Annotated in this window: 18 protein-coding genes and 2 tRNA genes; 11 read left to right on the top strand and 9 right to left on the bottom strand. The window is 59.9% G+C overall.

What is annotated here, in order from left to right; genetic code table 11:
- Window positions 1–21: 21 nt before the first annotated feature.
- Genes ONZ54_RS15050 through ONZ54_RS15040 form a run of 3 tightly spaced genes read right to left on the bottom strand, consistent with a single transcriptional unit; the run spans window position 22 to window position 3468 of the window.
- A complete protein-coding gene (locus ONZ54_RS15050; protein WP_271786553.1) occupies window positions 22–2187 on the bottom strand; it encodes an FAD-dependent oxidoreductase in 2166 nt (721 codons plus the stop codon).
- Window positions 2187–2780 carry a carboxymuconolactone decarboxylase family protein gene (locus ONZ54_RS15045; protein WP_271786552.1) on the bottom strand — a complete coding sequence of 198 codons (594 nt, stop codon included), beginning with the start codon at window positions 2778–2780 and terminating at the stop codon, window positions 2187–2189. The genes ONZ54_RS15050 and ONZ54_RS15045 overlap by 1 nt, the downstream gene beginning before the upstream one ends.
- Complete coding sequence (locus ONZ54_RS15040; protein ID WP_125596402.1) at window positions 2770–3468, bottom strand: DUF1499 domain-containing protein; 699 nt, start codon at window positions 3466–3468, stop codon at window positions 2770–2772. The genes ONZ54_RS15045 and ONZ54_RS15040 overlap by 11 nt, the downstream gene beginning before the upstream one ends.
- Window positions 3469–3519: 51 nt before the next feature.
- On the opposite strand from ONZ54_RS15040, the gene ONZ54_RS15035 reads away from it, so the two are divergent.
- A complete protein-coding gene (locus ONZ54_RS15035) occupies window positions 3520–4080 on the top strand; it encodes a peptide-methionine (S)-S-oxide reductase (RefSeq protein WP_271786551.1) in 561 nt (186 codons plus the stop codon).
- A 19-nt stretch (window positions 4081–4099) separates the two neighbouring features.
- On the opposite strand, the gene ONZ54_RS15030 is transcribed toward ONZ54_RS15035, so the two are convergent.
- Complete coding sequence (locus ONZ54_RS15030; RefSeq protein ID WP_005309750.1) at window positions 4100–4378, bottom strand: peptidylprolyl isomerase; 279 nt, start codon at window positions 4376–4378, stop codon at window positions 4100–4102.
- A gap of 78 nt (window positions 4379–4456) precedes the next feature.
- Window positions 4457–4831, bottom strand: a complete 375-nt coding sequence (locus tag ONZ54_RS15025) for a hypothetical protein (protein ID WP_005309754.1) — start codon at window positions 4829–4831, stop codon at window positions 4457–4459.
- A gap of 14 nt (window positions 4832–4845) precedes the next feature.
- Between ONZ54_RS15025 and ONZ54_RS15020 the strand changes: the two genes are divergently transcribed.
- The 3 genes from ONZ54_RS15020 to tamB all read left to right on the top strand — a co-directional run bounded on the left by ONZ54_RS15020 (window position 4846) and on the right by tamB (window position 11061).
- Window positions 4846–5139 carry a hypothetical protein gene (locus ONZ54_RS15020; RefSeq protein ID WP_256688060.1) on the top strand — a complete coding sequence of 98 codons (294 nt, stop codon included), beginning with the start codon at window positions 4846–4848 and terminating at the stop codon, window positions 5137–5139.
- 269 nt (window positions 5140–5408) lie between these two features.
- Window positions 5409–7184: an autotransporter assembly complex protein TamA gene (tamA, locus tag ONZ54_RS15015; protein ID WP_271786550.1), complete on the top strand. Its 1776-nt coding sequence runs from the start codon at window positions 5409–5411 to the stop codon at window positions 7182–7184.
- Window positions 7185–7245: 61 nt separating this feature from the next.
- Window positions 7246–11061 (top strand): autotransporter assembly complex protein TamB, encoded by a 3816-nt coding sequence (gene tamB, locus ONZ54_RS15010; protein WP_271786549.1) that lies wholly within the window; start codon window positions 7246–7248, stop codon window positions 11059–11061.
- Between the two features lie 127 nt (window positions 11062–11188).
- On the opposite strand, the gene ONZ54_RS15005 is transcribed toward tamB, so the two are convergent.
- Window positions 11189–11273 (bottom strand) — tRNA-Tyr (locus ONZ54_RS15005).
- Between the two features lie 54 nt (window positions 11274–11327).
- Window positions 11328–11412 (bottom strand) — tRNA-Tyr (locus ONZ54_RS15000).
- Window positions 11413–11537: 125 nt separating this feature from the next.
- On the opposite strand from ONZ54_RS15000, the gene ONZ54_RS14995 reads away from it, so the two are divergent.
- A complete protein-coding gene (locus tag ONZ54_RS14995; protein WP_005309766.1) occupies window positions 11538–12047 on the top strand; it encodes a VC2046/SO_2500 family protein in 510 nt (169 codons plus the stop codon).
- A 101-nt stretch (window positions 12048–12148) separates the two neighbouring features.
- Here ONZ54_RS14995 and hpf read toward each other — a convergent pair whose 3' ends face one another.
- On the bottom strand, window positions 12149–12487 hold the full coding sequence (gene hpf / locus ONZ54_RS14990; RefSeq protein WP_005309768.1) for a ribosome hibernation-promoting factor, HPF/YfiA family: 339 nt from the start codon (window positions 12485–12487) through the stop codon (window positions 12149–12151).
- 371 nt (window positions 12488–12858) lie between these two features.
- Here hpf and ONZ54_RS14985 point away from each other — a divergent pair, with 371 nt between their 5' ends.
- From ONZ54_RS14985 to yciA, 5 genes are all read left to right on the top strand, one after another.
- Window positions 12859–15357: a putative bifunctional diguanylate cyclase/phosphodiesterase gene (locus tag ONZ54_RS14985; RefSeq protein ID WP_271786548.1), complete on the top strand. Its 2499-nt coding sequence runs from the start codon at window positions 12859–12861 to the stop codon at window positions 15355–15357.
- A 103-nt stretch (window positions 15358–15460) separates the two neighbouring features.
- Window positions 15461–17377 (top strand): transglycosylase SLT domain-containing protein, encoded by a 1917-nt coding sequence (locus ONZ54_RS14980; protein ID WP_271788291.1) that lies wholly within the window; start codon window positions 15461–15463, stop codon window positions 17375–17377.
- 179 nt (window positions 17378–17556) lie between these two features.
- Window positions 17557–18555, top strand: a complete 999-nt coding sequence (locus ONZ54_RS14975) for a LacI family DNA-binding transcriptional regulator (RefSeq protein WP_034523272.1) — start codon at window positions 17557–17559, stop codon at window positions 18553–18555.
- 259 nt (window positions 18556–18814) lie between these two features.
- Window positions 18815–19627 (top strand): NAD-dependent epimerase/dehydratase family protein, encoded by an 813-nt coding sequence (locus tag ONZ54_RS14970; protein ID WP_271786547.1) that lies wholly within the window; start codon window positions 18815–18817, stop codon window positions 19625–19627.
- Between the two features lie 149 nt (window positions 19628–19776).
- Window positions 19777–20175, top strand: a complete 399-nt coding sequence (gene yciA / locus ONZ54_RS14965) for an acyl-CoA thioester hydrolase YciA (protein ID WP_005309782.1) — start codon at window positions 19777–19779, stop codon at window positions 20173–20175.
- 6 nt (window positions 20176–20181) lie between these two features.
- On the opposite strand, the gene ONZ54_RS14960 is transcribed toward yciA, so the two are convergent.
- Window positions 20182–20406 carry a hypothetical protein gene (locus tag ONZ54_RS14960; RefSeq protein WP_034523267.1) on the bottom strand — a complete coding sequence of 75 codons (225 nt, stop codon included), beginning with the start codon at window positions 20404–20406 and terminating at the stop codon, window positions 20182–20184.
- A 111-nt stretch (window positions 20407–20517) separates the two neighbouring features.
- Here ONZ54_RS14960 and ONZ54_RS14955 point away from each other — a divergent pair, with 111 nt between their 5' ends.
- Entirely contained in the window at window positions 20518–21363 is an 846-nt protein-coding gene (locus tag ONZ54_RS14955; RefSeq protein ID WP_011898910.1) for an endonuclease/exonuclease/phosphatase family protein, read from the top strand.
- The last annotated feature ends 24 nt before the right edge of the window (window positions 21364–21387 follow it).

The following is a 21387-nucleotide window of genomic DNA, read 5'->3' as shown; positions in this document are numbered from 1 at the left end:
GGCGTTACCTTGGGCAAAGGGTCAGGCGCCGCGGCGCCAGTGGTGATAACGGGCCAGCAGGGCCAGCACCCGAGTGGGCTGATGGGCCCGTTTCCATTCACCGGCCACGTACTTGTTCCCCTCCATCAGGGTGGGATAGGCGTGGATGGTGGCGAGTATCTTGCCAAGCCCCAGCTGGTGGCGCATGGCGAGCACGAATTCGGCGAGCCGCTCACCGGCGTGAGTGCCCACTATGGTGGCGCCGAGGATCTTGTCTTTGCCGGGCACCGTCAGCACCTCGATAAAGCCATGGCGCTCCCCATCGGCAATGGCGCGATCCAGCTCCCCTAGCGCGAAGCGGGTCACCTCGAAGGGGATTCCTTGAGCCATGGCCTCCTTGCGGTTGAGACCCACCCTGGCTATTTCAGGGCTGGTGTAGGTCGCCGCAGGGATCACGCTGTAATCTGCCTTGAAGCGTTTGAACTGGCCGAACAGGGCATTGACGGCGGCATGCCAGGCCTGATGGGCGGCAAAATGAGTGAACTGGTAGGGGCCTGCCACGTCCCCCACCGCCAGTATGCTGGGGTAGTTGGTGGCGAGAAAACCATCGACAGTAATGGTGCCGCGTGGAGCCAGCTCGACCCCCAGCGTTTCGAGGCCGAAGCCGCTGACATTTGCAACCCGTCCCAGTGCCAGCAGCAGTTGATCCCCTTCAACCATCAGGCGTTGATCGCCCCGACACAGGTGGAGCCGGATGGGGAGGTGTTCCCCTTGCTCACTCCCTTCTTGCGGCACATAGTCGACCCGCTCGGCACGCCAGCCGGTGAGCAGGGTGACGCCGTCCGCTACCATCTGGTGTTGCAGGGCATCGGCTACGTCGCGCTCTTCACGAGGCAGCAGCTGATCGGCCAGCTCCACTTGGGTGACCGGTATGCCAAGCAGGGCGAAGCTCTGGGCCAGCTCGCAGCCGATGGGGCCACCGCCAAGCACCAGCAGGCGGCGGGGCGGGGTGCGCAGCTGCCAGAGGGTATCCGAGGTGAGATAAGGCGTGTCGGCCAATCCGGGCAGGTTGGGCACCAGGGGGCTGGCCCCGGTGGCGAGTACGATATGGCGGCTGGTGAGGCGCCGGCCATTCACCTCCACCTCCCAGGGGGAGACCAGTTTTGCTTCGCCCTCGATGCACTCCACACCCAGGTTCTGATAGCGCGCCACCGAGTCGTGGGGCTCGACCTCCTTGATCACCTGTGCCACCCGCTCCATCACGGCGGTAAAATCGGCGCGGGAGTGACTCGGGCTAAAACCCAGTTCCCCGGCCCTGCGCTGCTCCGCGGCAAAGCGGCTACTTCGGATCAGTGCCTTGGAGGGAACGCAGCCGGTATTGAGGCAGTCCCCGCCCATCCTGTGCTTCTCGACAAGCGCCACCTTGGCCTTCACCGCCGCGGCGATATAGCTGGTCACCAGACCACCGGCGCCGGCACCTATCACCAGCAGGTTGTAGTCATAGCGGCTTGGTTTTTGATAGGGGGCATGGAGGCGACGCAGGGCCAGCCATGTCATTGCCCTCTTCATCAAAAAGGGCATCAGTCCCAGCAAGGTCAGCGCCACCATCAGGCCGGGGGAGAGAATATTGCCCGTGCTGGTGAGGGTCGCCAGCTCACTACCCGCCAGCACATAGACGAAGGTGCCGGGCAGCATGCCAAGCTGGCTCACCCAGTAGTAGGTACTGACTCTGATGGGGGTGAGCCCCATCAACAGATTGACCAGAAAGAAGGGGAAGAGCGGGATGAGGCGCAGGCTCAGCAGGTAGGCGGCGCCGTCTTTTGCCATGCCGGCCTGAAACGTGGCCAGCTTGTCGCCAAAGTGCCTGAGTACCCAGTCGCGCAGCAGGAAGCGGGCGCTGAGAAAAGCCAGTGTGGCTCCGATCGTACTGGCAAAGGAGACCAGCAGCAGCCCCCAGCCAATACCGAATACAGCGCTTCCCCCCAGGGTCAGCAGGCTGGCGCCGGGCAGTGAGAGAGCGGTACTGATCACATAGAGAGCCACAAACAGCAGGCTGGCGGAGACAAAATGGGTGTTGACCAGTTGTGCCAGTGCATCCTGGTGGGCCTGCAACTGGGACAGGCTCAGGTAGCGGCCGAGATCGAGGGTGAAAAAGGCGCCAATCAGGCATCCCATCACCAGCAGGAGCAGCAGGCGGGCGCGCTTCATCAGGCGTCCTTGCCGGGCTGCTGTTCTTGAGCTGCCACGGGGCGCTCAGGTTGCACCGGCAACTGGCAGAAACCCTGGGGGGCAATATCGAGGGCCGCATTGAACTTGGCCGACATGTTCTGGAAGGCGACAAGACCGGTCAGCTCCACCATTGCATCGTCATCGAACCAGGGCTTGAGGCAAGCCGCCTGCTCGTCGCTCACCCCATCGAGCCCTGTCATGGCTTCGGTGTAGTCGAGCACCGCCTTTTCCCGTTCGTCGAACAGGGGGCTGGTGCGCCAGTGGGCCAGCGCCTCCACTTTGTCGCTGGAGCCCGCTCGCTTGATGAGGGTCATGGCGTTGATGTCGACGCAGAAACGGCACCAGTTGAGCTGGGAGACCCTGACCGTTACCAGAGAGCGCAGCACGGGATCGATGGGAGAGCGCTTGCGGTTGATGACACCATACAGGGTGGCCACGGCGGCAAACAGCCGTGGTGAGCGGCCCCAGCATTTGCCCGGGATCAACACCTGACCGTAGTTGCGTTTTTGCAGCCAGAAAAAGGGGCGGATAAACCAGGCATATTCCCGATCCGGTTTGACCTCAACGCGCATACTGATCCTCTTCAATTTTCTTCATCTTGGGTTTATAGGCGCCGCCTAACCGTTCGTTGAGCAGATCCAGAAATGCATGGATCCGAGCCCGATTCGCCCCCAGATCGCTGCGTCCCTGACGGGAGGCAGAGCGCATGTCGACTCGGGTCTCCTTGGGGCCCGCAAAGACCCTCAAGGCCACGTCATCCTGAAAGCCGAACCAGCGAGAGGTGACGACGGCATCAATGCCGGTTGGGCTCGGTCGTTGCTGCCAGCCGAGCTCTTCCATCAGCTCGCTCGCTTCCGTGATCACCTCGACCGGGGAGGCTCTGGTATAGAGAGGACCGGGATTTTTCTCAAATACTTGCAAAGGGGCCGGATTTATCGGCAGATCCTGCGGGCTTCTCAGTTCGGCAGCCCAGGCAAGGGCGGGGGGATGATAGGGATCCGTGCTGACATCGTTGGTCAGCGGCATGCGCAGTGCTTGCACCACAAACAGCAGGGGCAGCAACAGAGGAACTATGCCCCACAGGCTTGGCACCTTGTGCCGGCTCCAGGGCAGGCGCAGCAAGAGACCAAGGGCTATCAGGGCGCTGACGAGACAGAGGGCGAAGCCTGCCCACCAGGGCCAGAGATGCATGCGACTGCCGAGGGCGCCAGCGAGGGGCAGCATCCAGGCCAGTAGTGGCCACCACAAATAACTGGGCATAACGGGGATCCACTGGTTATGATGGACATGTGCCCAGAAGGATAAACTTAATTGACTGATAACGTTAGTAAATTTATCTCAATCCTGCTGCTTTTCCAAAGCACACCGCTCTGGGCGGACACGGCTGTCATGGCGGCGGGGGACATGTGGCGCGCCGAGATCATTTATGAAGCCGTGCCCGGCGTGACCCGGGTCGAGCCCGGTTATGTCACACCCGAGCCGAAAGGAAACCCGGACGCTGAAAAGAGGGCGATGCGGCGTCAGGCGGTACGCATCGAATACGATCCGGCTTTGGTGGGATATGGGGATCTGCTCAACATTTTCTGGCAACTGGTGGATGGCAATGATGGGGGCGGACAATATTGCAACCGTGGTCAGGCATTTGCCCCTGTGCTGTTGCCAAGAGATGATTTTCAATGGCGTCTGGCTGACATCAGCCTGACCCGCTGGCAGGCCCTGCATGGTCGGGCTAGCCGGGTATCGCTCTGGCCGGACAGCCGGTTCACGCCGGCACCCGAGATGGATAACTGGGCACAACGCCATCCTTGGCGCTTTGGCTTCTATGCCCGCCGGTGCGGCGGTTGGCCCCTGGTGTTGTCACCCGAGCTCTGAGCCATCAGTTTACGAGCGCTCAGTTGCGGTATAGCACCTTGATGAGGTGAAAGCCGAACTTGGTGCGCACAGGGCCGAGTACGGTCAGCAACTCACCCTTGAACACGGCATCGTCAAACGGCTTGACCATGTCACCCTTCGAAAATTCCCCCAGATCCCCCGAGCGCTTGGATGAGGCGCAGGTGGAGAAGCGCTTGGCCATCTGGCCAAAGTCGGCTCCCTTGGCAAGTTTCTCCTTGATCTCCAGACACTGCTTCTCGGTCTTGACCAGGATGTGCTGGGCACAGGCTTTCTTCATTCGGGTGCTCCTCGGCGGATGGCAAATCGGGGCGCAAGATTACCCCAATTCATCGCACACGTCAGCCGGACTCTGGCATTAGCCACGCAGGTGAGCCGTCAGATGCGCCCTTGGGCGTGATTGCCACAGTATCTCCAGGCCCAGCAGGGCATGCAGGCTCCAGATGGCCAGGGGGTTGAGCCAGTTGCCACCCAGTTGCAGGGTGGCTAGCGCACTGCCTGCCAGCAGCAGGGTGACACCCGGCAGGCGCCAGTGTGCCGGCAGCGGTGCCAGCATGGCTAGCCCCAGTAAAATGGCGAGCCCGAACGGCAGATTGAGCGCGGTAAAGGCCAGCGCCTGCTGGCCGTTCATGCCCGTCAGCAAGGCCAGCATGGCGCTGCAACAGGCGAGAAAAGTGATGAACTCGAGACGATCGGCAATATAGTCAGCCATCTGTTCGCTACGTGCATGCATGATGTGTCCCCTCAATGAATAACGCCAAGGCTGGCGAAGATGATGTGCGTCCCTTTGTTGATAGACCCAGTGTGGTGGAGGGAGAGGCAAGGTGGCAGCGGGATAAATCGATTGAGGTGAACGAGGCTTTGATTATTGTTACTCAACCAATTGATTTATATCGTCTAAATAGACATGTCTTCAAGGGAGGGGGACGCCAGGGCCAGTGTTTGGGGGCAGGCCATGAGGGTGGTGATGTCATTTTGACCGTTTGCCGACAATGGATGTCGCATCATCCGGAGCGCCTTGAGAGTGGGCTCCTGGCGTGAATCGCCGTCGTTGAGGCGGTACTTCATGGCCTGACGGGCGAGGAATTCCCCTTTTTACCCGCAATGGCGCAGGTCAGCGTGGCCGGCGCGGGGGTAAAGGGGGTCACCCGGTCGGCAAAGGCTTCAATAATATGGTGAATTTCAATGCCACCCCGCTCTGATGTTGGGCTGGGGATATGCTAGGATGAGGCGCGCTTGCCATCGAGTGAGCCTCATTATCGTTCTGAATACTGCATTATTTTAATCATGTTCTTCGGGGAAATTGACGTTTGACAGGATGCAATCCGCCCCTGCCAGCAGGGATCTCACCGCCCGGACGGGCGTTCCGTCGCGGGCTTCGCGCACTTGGCCTGAGCCTATGTCTGCTGCTGGTTGTCACGCCCGCCATGGCGGCCAAGCTCACCTATCAGATCAAGGGTCTGAGAGGGGATAACAAGAGCAACGTTGAAGCCTACCTCAATGCCCTGCCTGTCTATCAGGAACGCCAGTTCCGCCCCGCGCGCGCCAAGATCACCGAGAGCGTGCAAAAAGCCTTGCAGGTCTATGGCTACTATCAGCCCAAGATCACCCTGAGTCGCGACAAGCAGGCTCCCTCCAGGGTGGTGATAGAGGTGGATCCGGGCAAGCCTGTCATCATCTCTCGCCTCGATATTTTGCTGGAAGGGGACGCGGGCAGCGACGAGGTTTACAGCGAGCTGCTGGACAAGCTGCCCTTGAAAGAGGGCGATGCCCTCAACCACGGCAAGTACGAATCCATCAAGGCGGATCTGGGTAACCTAGGGCTGGCCCGGGGCTATTTCGATGCCAAGATCAGCAAGAGCCAGGTCAAGGTGTTCCCGGATCAGGGCACGGCCGAAATCTTCATTCTGTTCCGCTCCGGCCCCCGCTATCACTTTGGCGAGATCCACTACGACGCCACTCCGGAGGCGCTGCGCCTCATTCGACCGCTCATCAACATCAAGCGTGGCGACCCTTATCTGGCGATCCGGATGGCCGAGATGTCGCAGGATGTCTCCTCCACCAAGCTGTTCAAGCAGGTGGATATCAAGCCCATGATCAGTCAGGCCGAGGGCAACCGTGTACCTGTGCAAGTCACCTTGTCCAACCGGGTTGACCACGAGATAGAGACGGGTGTCGGCTTTGCCACCGACGTGGGCCCGCGCATGAGTGCCACCTGGGAGAAGCCCTGGGTCAACCGCTATGGTCACCGCCTCAACGCGACAGCCAATGTCTCCGCCCCTCAGGCCGATCTCAGCTTCGATTACCAGATCCCGGTGGGCAACCCGCTGCGGGATTATTACTCCCTGCAAACCGGTTATCGCTATACCAACAACAATGACACCCGCTCCGATCTCGCCACCTTCAGCGTCCACCGCTGGACGCGGCGTCCGGAGACATGGGACCGCGACGTCTTCATCCGGCTTGAAAACGAAAGCTATGTGCAGGGCAAGGATGAAGGGAACAGCTTGCTGCTCATTCCCGGTGTCTCCTGGTCGCGGCTGCGGGTGCGCGGCGGTCTGGTACCGGACTGGGGTGATCGCCAGCAACTGACCCTGGAGTTTTCCGACCCTTACTGGGGATCGGATATCAGCTTCATGCGGGTGTGGGGCCGCAGCAAGTGGCTGCGCACTTTGGGGGATGATCACCGCTTCCTGCTGCGGGCCGAGCAGGGCGCCATCATAGGGGACAGCTTCTCGCTGGTACCCCCCTCCTTGCGCTTCTTTACCGGGGGCGATCAGACGGTACGTGGCTACGGCTATGAGACCATCTCGCCGCGAGACAGTGATGGCAAGTTGCTGGGGGGACGCTACGTGAGCGCCGCCAGTGCCGAATACAACTACCGGTTCAGCGACAAGTGGCTCGGCGCCCTGTTCGTAGATGGCGGCACGGCGACCGAGGATTACAGCGAAGCCTGGAAGATAGGAACCGGTGTAGGTGTGCGCTGGGTGACCCCCATAGGTCAGGTCAGGCTCGATCTGGCGGTGGGTATTTCCGAGGAAGACAAGCCGCTGCGGCTGCATTTCGCGCTGGGGCCTGAATTATGATTTCGTTTGAACGCACGTTTCTTTGGCCGCTGCGGCTGCATGTTTCGCGGGGGTCTGCATTGTGATCTGGGTAAAACGCATTTTTCTCTGGCTGATGGGGCTGGTCTTCTTGCTGCTCATCGGCGTCAGCCTGCTGGGGTTCACCCACCAGGGCAACAAGTGGCTGTGGTTGCAGGCCAGGGCTGCGCTGCCTTCTCTCAAGGGGGATCTGGTGGCTGGTCAACTGGGCTACGGCTGGACCCTGGAAGGGGTCGGCTGGCAGGATGAACTGGTGGATGTCACTGTGGATCGGGCCGTGCTCGACTGGGATCTTGGCAAGCTGCTGCAGGGCAAGCTCTGGATAAAATCCCTGTCGGTTACCCATCCCGTGGTGAAGGTTGCCGAGTCTGAACCGACACCGGAAACACCATCGGAGCCTTTTGTCTGGCGGCCCTTGCCGCTGAAAATTCAGATCGACAGCCTCAAGGTGGCAGATCTGGATCTGGCGGTACCCGGGGTCGCGGTAACCCTCACGTCGCTGGATATCGGTGCCTCCCTCAATCGCAAGGGGCTCATAGTGCGTGGGCCCGTGCTCGATGGCCTGAGCGTGATTCTGGCCGAGACACCGCCTGCCAATGCAGCCAAGCCAGCTGCCGACAAGGCTGCCAGGGAGAAAGCGAGCAAAGACAAGGCGACTGCAGACAAGGCCGCCACCCAACCCATGCTGAGCGCCAAGGCGCAGCAGGCGGGCAAGGGCAAGGCAGAGCAGACAGCCCCCATAACCTTGCCTGCCATTCACTTGCCATTCCCGATCCAGCTGGAAGGTTTGCATGCCACCAAGCTGCACTACCAGCAAGGCGAGCTGATCGAAGGGCTCGATTTTCTGCGGTTGTCGGCCACGGCAAAAGAGGAGCGCATCGAGGTGCGCGAGCTCTCCATGCGCCATGCCATGGCGGATCTGGCGCTCAAGGGCCATGTCCGGCTGACCGAGGATTATCCGCTGGCGTTGACCCTGGATGCCAAAGCCCGCAAGGGATTGCTGGATGGTGAACTGAAAGGGGAGCAGGCGACCCTGACCCTGGGTGGCTCAGTGGGCAAGCTGGCGCTGGCACTGCAAGCCAAGGGGCCTGTGGCCGCCAACCTCAAGGGGTCATTGGCCCCCCTCAACCCTGACTTGCCGTTTGACCTGGCGCTGGAGTGGAAGCGCCTCGGCTGGCCCCTGCACACCGTCACCAAACAAGCAGCCAAGGACGAGCCCGGCTATCAGCTGGACAAGGGCAGCCTGACCGCCAAGGGCAAGCTCTCTGCCTACCAATTTGCCTTGAATACCGCCGGCAAAGGCACGGATGTGCCCCCCTTCAAGCTGGCGCTGACGGGCAAGGGGGATCTGGAACAACTCAACCAGATAAACCTGCTGCTCAACGCCCTGAAGGGGGAGCTCAAGCTCGATGGCAAGCTGGCCTGGAACAAGGGGGTTCGCTGGCAGGGCACCACCGAATTCAAGGAGATCAATCCCGCCGAACTGGTGCCTGAACTCAAGGGCAAGCTGGCGGGCAAGATAGTCAGTCGTTTCGAGCTGAGCGAGGCGGGTCACTGGCAGTTGCAACTGCCCGAGCTGAAAGTCGAGGGCAAGCTTAATCAGTATCCGCTCGCCATCCAGGGCGAGCTCAGCGGCAACGACAAGATGGAGTGGCAGATCCCGGCTCTCGCGCTGCAAAGCGGTCCCAACCGGTTGCAGGCCAAGGGCAGCCTCAGCCAGCAGGCGTGGCGACTGGATGCGGATCTCGATGCCCCCAATCTGACGGGGCTCTATCCTGGCCTGAAAGGGGACATAAAGGGACAGGTGCGTCTGACCGGTAATCAGAAAGCGCCGCGGGTCACTACTGAACTGGTCTCCAGCCGTCTCTATTATGCGGGCACGGATCTGAAAGGGATCGCCATCAAGGGCAATGCCCTGGTCGGTGACAAGCCGGCCGGTGAACTGGCGCTGACGGTGGCGAGTCTGGTGCAGGGAAAAACCACCCTCAGTCAGCTGGCCCTGACGCTCAGTGGCGACCTCAACCAACATGTGCTGAGTCTGACCATGAAGGGCGATCCGGTTGCGGCCAACCTCAACCTGAGCGGCGGGCTGCGCGGAGATCGCTGGCGTGGTGCCTTGTCGGAGCTCAAGCTGAAGACGCCGTTGCGGCGCTGGGAGCTGACCGACCCCTGGGCCCTTGATCTCGATCTGCCACGCCAGCGGCTGACCATGGGGGATCTCTGCCTGACCTCCCAGGGGGCCAGCCTCTGCGTCAAGGGGAGCCAGGTCTCGGCCCAGCAAGGAAGCCTGGAGTTTGCCCTAAGCGAGTTTGATCTCAAGCGCCTGCGTCCCTGGCTGCCGGAAAACTTCCGCTGGCAGGCGGTGCTCTCAGCGGATGGTCGCGCCAGCTGGCGTGGCAATCAGCCGACACTGCATGCCAATGTGCGCACCACACCGGGCACCTTCGTGGCTGACGGGCTCAAGACCGATTATCAGCGCCTCGAACTGGGGGTGGACTTTGAACGCCAGCAGGCGGCGATCCGGCTCGACTTCGTCTCCAAACAGATAGGTCATATCGATACCGATCTGCTGATCAAGGATCCGGCCGGTCGTGGCACTCTGTCGGGCCAGCTCAAGTTTGATGACCTCAAGCTGACGACGTTTGCACCCCTCATTCCCGAGGTGCGCTCCCTGCAGGGGGTCATCTCGGCCGATGCCCGCTTCGATGGCACACTGGCGTCCCCTCTGCTGTTCGGTCAGCTCAACCTGCTTGATGGAGAGGTGCAGACCCACTCCGACATGGTGACCCTCTCCAAGCTGGTGACCCACCTCAAGATAGAAGGCAACCGGGCCGAGCTCGACGGTACCATGCTGGTGGGCAAGGGCCCGCTGGCGCTGGGTGGCTGGCTGAGCTGGGCCAGCATGCCGGTGACGGGCAGTCTCACCATTCAGGGCAAGGAACTGGAAGCCCAGTATCCGGGCATGGGACGGGTGCGGCTCTCCCCCGACATCGCCATCTCGCTGGGAGAGGAGACCCGGGTCAGTGGTCAGGTCGATATTCCCTGGGCTCGGATCCTGGTCAAGAGCCTGCCGGAGAGTGCTGTCTCTGTCTCCGACGATGTGACTGTGATCTATGACGACCTGCCGCCTGTGCCCAAGGCGGCGCCACTGCCGATGGCAATCAAGCTGGCCGTTCGGCTCGGGGACGACGTTCGGCTGGAGGCCATGGGGCTCAAAACCCGGGTAGGCGGTGGCATCAATATCAGCCAGGAGCCTTCCCGGCCACTGGCGGGCAACGGTCAGCTGGTGCTCAACGATGGCCGGTTCAAGGCCTATGGTCAGAACCTCATCATCAAGGATGGCCGCATCCTCTTCTCCGGCCCGCTCGATCGACCTTTCCTCAACATAGAGGCCTATCGGGATCCGGATACCATAGAGGACAAGGTGACGGTCGGGGTGCGGGTGACCGGGCCGGCGAGCAAGCCCAAGATCACCGTCTATTCCGAGCCGCAGATGGCACAATCCGAACAGCTCTCCTATCTGCTGCGCGGCAAGGGCCTGCAGACCAGTGGTGAAGATGGCGGTTTCAACGGCCTGCTGGTGGCCGGTGCCGTCAGCCAGGCCAATGGCGTGGTCTCCAGCCTGGGGGAATCCCTCGGCATGAGCGATGTGGCGCTCGATACCGCCGGCAGTGGCAACAACACTCAGGTGACCCTGTCGGCCTACCTGTTGCCCGGTTTGCAGTTCCAGTACGGGGTCGGCGTGTTCAGCCCCATCGCCGAGTTCAAGCTGCGTTACGAGCTGATGCCCAGACTCTATCTGCAGGCCATGAGCGGCGTCGCTCAGGCGGTGGACATCTTCTACCGCTTCACCCTGTAGGGCAGGGGGATGCAAAAACGGGAGGCCTTGGCCTCCCGTTTTCATGGGGCAGTGTGATGGTGGGTCACACGACATCCTGATGGCCAGAAATGCGAAAACCCGGCGCCAGGCCGGGTTTTCTGAAGAGTGGTGGAGGGAGAAGGATTCGAACCTTCGAAGGCAGAGCCGTCAGATTTACAGTCTGATCCCTTTGGCCGCTCGGGAACCCCTCCACGGGGTATTGCATACTTTTATTGGCCTGACTTGCGTACTGGCTGCACTTGAAATGGTGGAGGGAGAAGGATTCGAACCTTCGAAGGCAGAGCCGTCAGATTTACAGTCTGATCCCTTTGGCCGCTCGGGAACCCCTCCACAAGTGCGAGGCGCATACTAACAGATCTTCTGTCGTTGTGAACCCCTTGGCGGGATTTTTCCTGCTCAAAGGATCCGATTTGCGGCCGATAAGCAATGAAACCACTATTTCCAAGAGTTATCTCATGTTACCCAGCGCGATTCGTGATCAGCTGTTGGTTGACGAGGCCCAGCTGGGGCAGCGTCTCAACCGTGATCTCCAGCACGGAGACAGGGCCGACTTTCGTCTGCACCTGGCCCTGCTGACCGATGCTGTGGAAGAGCAGCCCTGGTTCGATCCGGTGCGGGTTTCCAAGCCAGATACCCGGGTCTGGCGCAGCCATTTTGAACTACCGGCCGTAACCCCCTTGCAAGGAGGCGAGGATGATGGGGGCTCTGCGCACCTCAATGAGCGGTTGCAGCAGGGGGGATCCATGGTGGATGTGAGGCTGTGGCTGGCGCTGCGATCACCGCCTTTGCTCGGCCCGCAAGCTGCGCTGGATCCTGCCGTCTATGACAACCTCTCGCCCCTGGGTCGCGAGCGCTGGCAGCACAAGCTGGCGGATCAACCAAGGCGTGACGATCCCTTGCTCATGTTGCCAGTCCTCAATGCACTGCAAGAAGGGGTGGATACGCGCTTGCACTGGTTAAGTTGAGGACAGCGGCACAAGCATGAAGGGGATAGTACAACAGTCAGCATGCAAAAAGGCGGGAAGATCCCGCCTTTGAATTCGAATTGGTGTGATGTGATTGCGGATTATGCGTCGGCTTCGTCCGGCTGGGGAATTTCCTTGGCACTGGCCGCCGCCCGACGGGCAATGGGTTTTTCGATGTGACGGGTGAGCTGACGCTCCAGCTTTTGCCCCAGTTCAGTGATGGCGGCGTAGAGATCCTCGTGTTCTGCCTGGGCAAACAGTTTGCCGTTGGGGATGCCAGCAGTGGCTTCAATGATGAACATCAGACGCTCTTTGGAGACAATCACATGAGGTGTGATGAGAGGCACCTGAAGACGTTCGAGCTTTTCAAAGCGGGATTCAATGCGCTCGCGGATAGCCGGGGTAATGTCGATGATTTTGCTGGTAATTTCGATTTTCATATTGGCCCCCTTCGGGTCGTCTTGCTTGTGTCTTCACCTTCAGATTACTCATGGGGGAATAATGAAATGTGATCTGGGTCACGAAATGAGCCCTTTACTATCACGGGACATATAAATTGTGATCTTTTCCCGTTCTGCACCAAAAAGCGCTTGAGCTCCATGAAACAGGCAGGCAGTATGGGAAAACTTGGATCGTTTCTGTCCCTTCTTGGCAGCGCCGCATGTCGACCTCATGTCCGGTTTCCACCGCTTAGTCTCGCATCTTTCGCACTTCCCGCCGCACCTCGTCATGCCGTAGTGCGACCTGTGAATGTGGGCGCTATCAAGTTATTCGGGCATTGAACGTGGTTGTTGTGGTGTTGGAGTAGTACATGAAACAGCAAGCCACTCAAATGATGTGGTTTTATGATCGACAACAGGAGCAGTGGAGCCTGTCCGATCATGCCTCTTACCAGCTTTGGCAAGGGGAGGGCGCACACCCCTGGGCCGGTCAGCTGGCAGCAGATGATGAACCCGGATTCTCCGATTTTCTCTCCAGACTCTATCACTCGCACCAACCGGCCCAGTTTATCGGCCATTTGAACGATGAAGAGGGGAGCGTACGCCACGTGCTCTGGAGCGGCCAGTACATCCCCGCCCAGCAGGTTTGCTGTGGCTGGCTTGCACCGCTCGATACCACCCGCAGCACCCCCTTGCCTGCCGAGTTATCCCAGCAGCTTCCTCTGTTGCAAGACCCCCTGCTGGCCCAGCTGGCCCAGGCCCTTTCCGCCAGAACAGGGCTCGATTTTTTCGATACCCTGGTCAATCAGCTTGCCCATATTCTGGTTGCGGATGCGGTCTGGCTGGCAGAGCGCACCGGCAGCGATCGCCTCAAGGTGCTGGCCTGTCACGGCATCGACCTCAAGGAGTACGAGCTCGCTGGCATGCCCTGTCAGCAGGTTTATCGGTGCGGTGAAGCCTGCGTGGTCACCATTGAATCTCATTGTCAGCTCAACCCCCAGCTAAAGGCGGGGCAGCGTTATTACGCCCAGCCGCTGTTTGACCGAAATGGCCAGATCCTGGGTCATCTGGCCCTGCTTTTCTCCGGCGAGATTGAGATCCCCAATCTGGGCTCAGTGTTGACTATCTTCTCCGTGCGTATGGTGGCCGAGTTGGAGCGGCTGCAGAGCGACGCCCAGTTGCGGCTCTCTGCGGTGGCGTTTGAAACTCATGAAGGCATCATCATCACGGATCCTGATTTCAAGATCCTGCGGGTCAACCATGCCTTCAGCCAGATCACCGGTTTTGACAGCCAGCGGGTGATAGGTCTGCATTTGGGCAATGAGCTTTGGTCAGGGCTTGATGGCCTTGGCTACGAGCTCAATACCCTCAACCGCTGGCAGGGGGAGACTCAGCGCCTGCACCTCGATGGTCACACCTATCCCCAGTGGGAAATCGTCACGCCTGTGCAGGATGACAAAGGCGTTATCAGCCATTTCGTCATCTGCTTCGAAGACATCTCTGAGCGCAAAGCGGCTGAGCGCCGCATTCAGGATCTTGCCTACTACGACGAGCTGACCGGCCTGCCCAATCGCCGCCAGTTGCACGAAACCCTGGCTCAGGCATTCAGCGAAGCGAGCCGTGACAACCTGATCGGGGCCCTGTTGTTCATCGATCTGGATCACTTCAAGACCATCAACGACTCCCTCGGTCACGCTACCGGCGACTGGTTGCTCAAGGAGGTATCCAGCCGCCTCAAGCGATTGGTGCGTCAGGGGGACTGCCTGGCCAGACTCGGCGGTGACGAGTTCGTGCTGCTGCTGCCCTCGCTCTCGGCCAGCCCGCCTCAGGCGGAGATGCAGGCCGACCTCATCGCCGAGCGGCTCATCAGCGAGATTGCTGCGCCTTACAACCATGGTGTGCAGGTGCTGCACATAGGTGCCAGCGTCGGTATTACCCTCTTTCCTGGGCGTGAGCAGGGGGTGGATGACTTGCTCAAGCAGGCTGATACCGCCATGTATCAGGCCAAGTCGGCGGGCCGCAAGACCCGGCGCTTCTTCGATGCCTCCATGCAGCAACAGGCGGATCGTCGCTTGCTCATTCATAACGAATTGCGCAATGCCTTGAGCCAGCAGGAGCTGACGCTCTATTACCAGCCTCAGCACATGGTGGAAGGAGGCGATATCATAGGCGTTGAGGCGCTGATCCGCTGGCAACCGCCGGGGAGGGCACTGGTCTCACCCGCCGAGTTCATTCCCATCGCCGAGGAGACGGATCTCATCGTCGACATCGGCAACTGGGTGCTGCACGAGGCGTGCGCCCAGTATGTGCTGTGGGAGGAAAACGGCATCCATATCCCCCAGCTGTCGGTCAATGTGAGTGCCAAGCAGTTCCATGCCACCGATTTTGTCGAATGCATTCACGACGTACTGGCGGCTACCGGCATGGACCCCGCCTGCCTGAATCTGGAGATCACGGAGTCGGTGGTGCTTGGGCATGCGGAAGACACCATCAGCAAGATGAGTGAGCTCAAGGCCATTGGCATCAGCTTCGCCATCGATGACTTCGGTGCCGGCTACTCCTCTCTGAGTTACCTGAAACGGCTGCCGGCCGATGAGCTCAAGATCGACCGCTCCTTCATTCAGGACATTCCCAAGGATGGCGACAACATGGCCATCGTCGAGGCCGTCATCGCCATGGCGCGTCACATGGGGTTCAACGTGACGGCAGAGGGGGTGGAATCCCGCCAGCAGCTGGAGTTCCTGCAAGCTCAGGGCTGCCATTTCTATCAGGGTTACCTCGCCTCCAAGCCGCTGCCTGTGCCCTATCTGGAGCGCTATGTCCGGCGTCTGACCCACAACGACAATACCTGTGTGGTGGCAGAAAAATAGTATCGTGGGCGAGCTGTAGCCCTTGATGTTAACGGGTAGAATGAGTGGACATGACACCACCGCCAGCGGGCGGTGGCATTGCTGCTCAATGGAGACGTCTTTGGTGAAAGCCGTGCAGGGAATCATATTATCGGCGCTGTTCGTGCCAGGACTTCTGATGCCAGTCGCGGCACAGACAATGGATCAGTCCCTCTATCGTCAGGCTTATGACGCGGTACGTGCCAACGATCAGGCTCGTTTCCAGCAAATTCGTGCCCGTTTGACCCATTATCCGCTGTTGCCCTATCTGGATTATTACCAGTTGGCCTTTCGGCCCGGGGCGGCAGACTATGACAAAGTAACCCGTTTCATTCGCGAACACGGCGATACGCCGCAATCCAATCGCCTGGAGCGCAGCTACCTGACCCATCTGGCCCTGAGCCAGCAGTGGTCCCAGTTTCTGCGCTTCTACCCGGCCAAGCCGAGTTCCACCGATCTGCTCTGCATGCACTATCAGGCCCGCTACTACACGGGACAGCAGACCCAGGCCTTGCAGGAGGCTGGCAAGCTCTGGTTGAGCGGCCAATCCCGTCCCGATGCCTGTGCCCCTTTGTTCCAGCTCTGGCAGCAGGCCGGATTGCGCACTCAGGAGAAGGTCTGGACCCGCATGACCTTGGCGTTTGAAGCGGAAAACCCCAACCTGATCCGCCATCTGGGCGCCCAACTTGGCAGCGGTATGCAGCCTTATGCAGACCAGATGATCGCCTTGTTCGAGCAGCCTGCAAGGGCGATGAATCCGGCTTACTTTTCCACGGCAGCGCCCTCGCGGCGACTGCTGTCACTGGGACTGGCCCGTTATGCCAATCAGCAGCCCGAATCCGTGTTGCGCCAGCTTGCGCAAGCTCGCTCCCGCTTTGGTTTGACGCCTGCCGAGGTGGCTCCGGTGGAGCGGGCTGTGGCCCGTCGCCTGCTGCTGGATCGATCCATTGCCCAGCGCAGTTGGGTGGATGCCACTGTCGTGCGGCTCGATGACCCGGATCTGCTGGAGCTCAGAGCCCGTCTTGCCATCTGGGAACAGGAGTGGCGCGGCCTCTCCGGTTGGGTCAAGCGCATGCCGATGGCCTTGCAGAAAGAGGACCGCTGGCGTTACTGGCTGGCCCGCTCGCTGGAAGTGCAGGGGCAGAAGAAACCGGCGCGGGATCTCTATCTGGAAACGGCCAACTTGCGCGGCTTCTATGGCTTCATGGCGGCTCAGCGTACCGGCGTGCCTTATCGCATCAAGAACCAGAGTGCCGGCACCAAGGTGCCTGACTGGCGTACCGCAACTCACCGCTGGCCCTTCCTGCTGCGGGTGCGTGAGCTGCTGGACATGAACGAAATCACGGCGGCGCGCGCTGAGTGGGTCCACAACATGGATCGCAACCCGGTTGCCCAGCGCATCGAGTTCGGTCATATAGCGCTCAATCAGGGTTGGCATGAGCTGGCTATTCTGGCCAGCATCCGCGCCGAAGCCTGGGATGCGATCGAGTTGCGTTTTCCCAAACCCTACAAGCAGACCTTCAGCCAGATGGCGCGGGAGCGCTCGGTCGATATGAGCCTGCTTTATGCGGTGTCGCGCCAGGAGAGCGCCCTCTACCCGCGGGCAGAATCGCCGGTGGGCGCGCGCGGCCTGATGCAGTTGATGCCGGGTACCGCCAAGGAGACAGCCAGCAAGCTGGGGGTGCCTTATCGCAATCCCGAGCAGTTGTTCGAGCCTACCCTCAATGTCAGGTTGGGGAGTGCCTACCTCAAGCGCTTGCTGGATGTGTATGACGGCAACCGTATTCTGGCGACGGCGGCTTACAACGCCGGGCCGGGGCGGGTGAAACGCTGGCGGGAGCAGAGCCGCAATCGGCCAATGGATGTCTGGGTCGAGAGCATCCCCTACAAGGAGACGCGCAACTATGTGCAGAATGTGCTGTCGTTCGATCTCATCTACCAGTACAAGCTGCAACAGCCGTTGCGCTTCATGTCCGAACGCGAGCTGAGTCACGCTTATTGAGACGGCAGCCGCCCTGGCGGCTGCCCAATTCCCTTTCCTTCCCCAAAATGGTTATTATCCCACAAGGTTTTGTTACAAAAGGAAACCTGTCAGGTGATCGGGCGCCACGTCTTGGTCTGACAGGTTCGATATAATCGCCCGATCAACACAGACAGGCTTCCCCAACAAAGGAATTGATAGTGGCAACGATTAAAGACGTTTCTCGGTTGGCCAATGTGTCCATTTCAACTGTGTCGCGGGTGATTAACAACACGGCACAAGTGGCACCAGAAAAGCGTGTGGCCGTATTGGCGGCCATGAAGGAACTGAATTTTCGTCCCAACAGTTTTGCCCAGGCGCTGGTCAGCAAGCGATCCAACTGCATCGGCGTACTGGTAGGGGACCTGTGTGGTGGCCCCTTTTTCGCCCAGATGATGCGCGGCATCGAGACCATGGTCGACAAGGCGGACAAATTCACTATCGTCATGTCCGGCAACCATGATGCGGCACGTGAGCGTCATGCCATTCAGGCGCTGCTGCAGCGCCAGTGCGATGCCTTGATCTTGCACAGCAAGGCACTGCCGGACGAGGAGCTGAGCGAACTGGTGGCAGGCAATACCCCCATCGTCTTCATCAACCGACAGGTACCGGGTGCAGAGGATCGCTGTGTCTGGCTGGATAACCAGGCCGGTATTACCACAGCGTGTCAGCATCTACTGGATGCCGGGCATAGCAAGATTGCCTTCGTGACCTCGGATGACGAAGAGTTTGTGGATGGCTTGCAGCGGATGGCGGGCTACCGCTACGCCCTGCAACGGGCGGGTATTGAGCTGGATCCTGCGCTGATTGGCCGTGCCTTTGCCGATGAAAACGGCGGTTATGTGGCCATGGGCGAGCTGCTGGAGCGGGGCGTAGAATTCACTGCCGTGCTCGGTTTCAACGACGCCATGGTGGCGGGAGCCATCTCCTGTCTGCTGGAGCGTGGCTACAAGATCCCGCAGCAGATCTCTGTGGTGGGTTTTGATGACATCCCTTATGCCCGTTACATCTACCCCAAGCTCACGACAGTGCGCTATCCCATCGAGGAGATGGGCGGCCGAGCGGCCGAGCTGGCCTTGCGTCTGCTGGATCACAAGCCGGTTGACGGACTGACGCTCAAGTTCGAAGCAGAACTGGTCAGTCGCGAATCTGTCGCCTGATGAGATGAAATTGGCCCTGAATGGGCCAATTTTTTGCTGACTTCGCATTAAAAATTGAAACCGTTTTCAGAAATCCTTTTCAACTGTGATCCGCTTCAAAGCTTTTTGGCCAGCCTGCCACTAGCATAGGCCCCATGAATTAGGAGCCTGCGCTCCCGATTTTCCCGCTGTGGGAGGTAACTGGTCAATCCAGCTATTTCCTTCGTTACTTTCGACGGTCATCATGGATGGCCGTTTTTTTTTGCCAGGATTTTTGCCAATGACAACAGAATGCAGGAACCAGACGGGAATAGTGGGAGCCGGTTGGCTGGGGTTGCCGCTGGCGCTGGCGTTGCAGGCGCAAGGCCAGGCCGTGGTAGTGACGGTCAGCTCGGCCGAGAAGGCCGAGCGCTTGACCGCCGAAGGCGTGAAGGCCTGGCCACTGCAGCTGTCGGCCCGGCTGGATGTCTTGCCGCTGGTCTGCCGCGAGCTTGTGATCTGCGTACCACCGAGCAAGACGGAGGATTACCCTGCGGCCATCGCCCGGCTATGCCAGCTGGCAAAAGCTGCGGGTGTGCAGAGAGTGCTGTTCGTCAGCGCCACTTCGGTATGGGCGCCAGGGCAGGGGGAAGGGGAGCAGCCCAGACCCGGCCACGCCAGAGGGGAGCGAATGCTCGCTGCCGAGCAGGCTGTGTTGACCGCCGGTTTTGAGTGCGCCATGGTGCTGCGCCCCGCCGGTCTTTACGGCCCGGATCGCCATCCCGGTCGTTTTCTGGCGGGCAAGACCCTCGATGGCGGAGCCCAAGCGGTAAACCTGGTGCATCTGGATGATGTGGTGGCGGCCTGTCAGCTGATGCTGGCGCACGCAGAGAACGGGGATGCCTATAACCTGAGCGCTCCCGTGCATCCGCGCCGCGAGCAGTTCTATCCATTTGCGGCTCGCCTGCTCGGTTTGCCGGCACCCAGCTTCATCGAACCAGCCGGGACCTTTGCCCCCATCGAGGGCCAGCTTATCTGCCTGCGCCTCGGTTTTAGCTACCGCTGGCCCGATCCGGCCCACTGGTTTGCCGAGCAGGCCGCACTGGGTCACTGAGGCTGCCTAGCCTTCGTTCAATTGTGTTTCCCTGCCGGGTAACATGCGGCTCCAAAGGCCCATTTTGGCTGAGAACGCAGGGCAATTGAGGTTTGCCAAGGCGGGGCTCGCCCCCTATCATGCCGCCATTCATGATAGAGAGAGCGGTAATGATGGTAGATACAAAACGTCACCCTGACGGGGAACTGTTGCTGAGAACCCTGGCGATGCCAGCCGATACCAACCCCAATGGCGATATCTTCGGGGGCTGGATCATGTCCCAGATGGATATAGGTGGGGGCATCATGGCCAAGGAGCTGGCAAAAGGACGTATTTGTACCGTTTCCGTCGAAGGCATGACCTTTCACAGCCCGGTCAAGGTCGGTGATGTGGTGTGTTGCTACGGGCGTTGCCTGAAGATTGGCCGCAGCTCCATGCGTCTGAAGCTGGAGGTCTGGGTCAAGCCGGTGCTGCGTGCAAACGAGGCTCAACGTTACTGCGTGACCGAGGGGATTTTCACCTATGTTGCCATCGACGAGCAGGGTAAATCCCGTCCGGTACCCGTCTGATCCGGCTCAGACAAGTCGGGCGTTGATGATGGATATTTCCTGCTCAAAGCCGGTTTTTTGCCGTATCATGCGTTCCAGCATCTCTTCCGAGCCGACACACTGCTCGGTGTCGAACAGGCAGAGATCGCACTGGGGATCCCGTCTGATCTGATAGACGGTGGAAAGCTCTACTTGATGACAATTTCCTTGTTGATCATAAAATGTCACGCGGTACTGGTGCTGTCTCGCCATCGTTGAATTCCTTCTGGATGAGCCGGGCCGGACACGAGCTATGAGCCTAGTCGGCAGCGGTGACGTTTGTGATGGTCATGACACAATGCAGAGGCAGGTGGTTGTTAGCCAATGAAAAATAGTTATCGCATTCTGGGTACGTCGCTGTTGACGTTGGGGTTGGTTGGCTGTTTCGAGGTACCGGATCAGGATCATATGATCACGGCGCAGGGCATCATTCCCGGCGTCAACTGTCAGAAGCCGCCACTGGTGGCGCTGGCCTCCACCGCCTTGCCCCGCGAGTTTGGCATCACAGTCTGGAACCTCTACAAGGGTCAGCGTAAAAACTGGCGCGAGGGGCTGGACGAGTATGCCAAATCCCAGGATCTTGTGTTGTTGCAGGAGTCGGCGACCCGTCCGGACATGCTGGACTGGCTCAAGGCCGGTGAGTTTCAGTGGCAACAGTTGCAAGCCTTTACTCAGGGCGGCGTTTCATTTGGCGTCATGACGGTCGCCAAAACGCCACAGGCCTTCGTCTGCGGCGTTCGTTCCCCCGAGCCTCTGCTACGCATTCCAAAATCTGGTCTGGTCAGCCTGTACCCCTTGCAGGGCGATCCTGACGGTGTGCTGGTGGTAAACCTGCATGCAGTCAACTTCGAACTGGGCATGGCCACCTTCCGTGAACAGCTTAATGACCTGACGGCTCTCATTCGCCGTCATCAGGGGCCCGTCATTCTGGCCGGGGATTTCAACACCTGGAGCGACAAGCGGGAATTCTGGTTGAACAAGCTGGTGGGGGAGCTGGGGTTGCAGGAAGCCATTCCTGTGCCGGATCTGCGCCGTACCGCATTTGGCCGTCCGCTGGATCATCTCTATTACCGCAATCTGGATCTGGTGGAAGTGAGCAGCCCGGCCACCGATGCCTCAGATCACAATCCCATCATGGCGCGCTTTTCGGCCCAGGCCATCACCCCCTGATGGATGTTCCCGGATAGGAGCAGC

Origin of the sequence: Aeromonas salmonicida (genome assembly GCF_028355655.1) — a bacterium.
Taxonomy (GTDB): domain Bacteria; phylum Pseudomonadota; class Gammaproteobacteria; order Enterobacterales; family Aeromonadaceae; genus Aeromonas; species Aeromonas salmonicida.
This window is presented reverse-complemented; position numbering and strand designations above follow the sequence as displayed.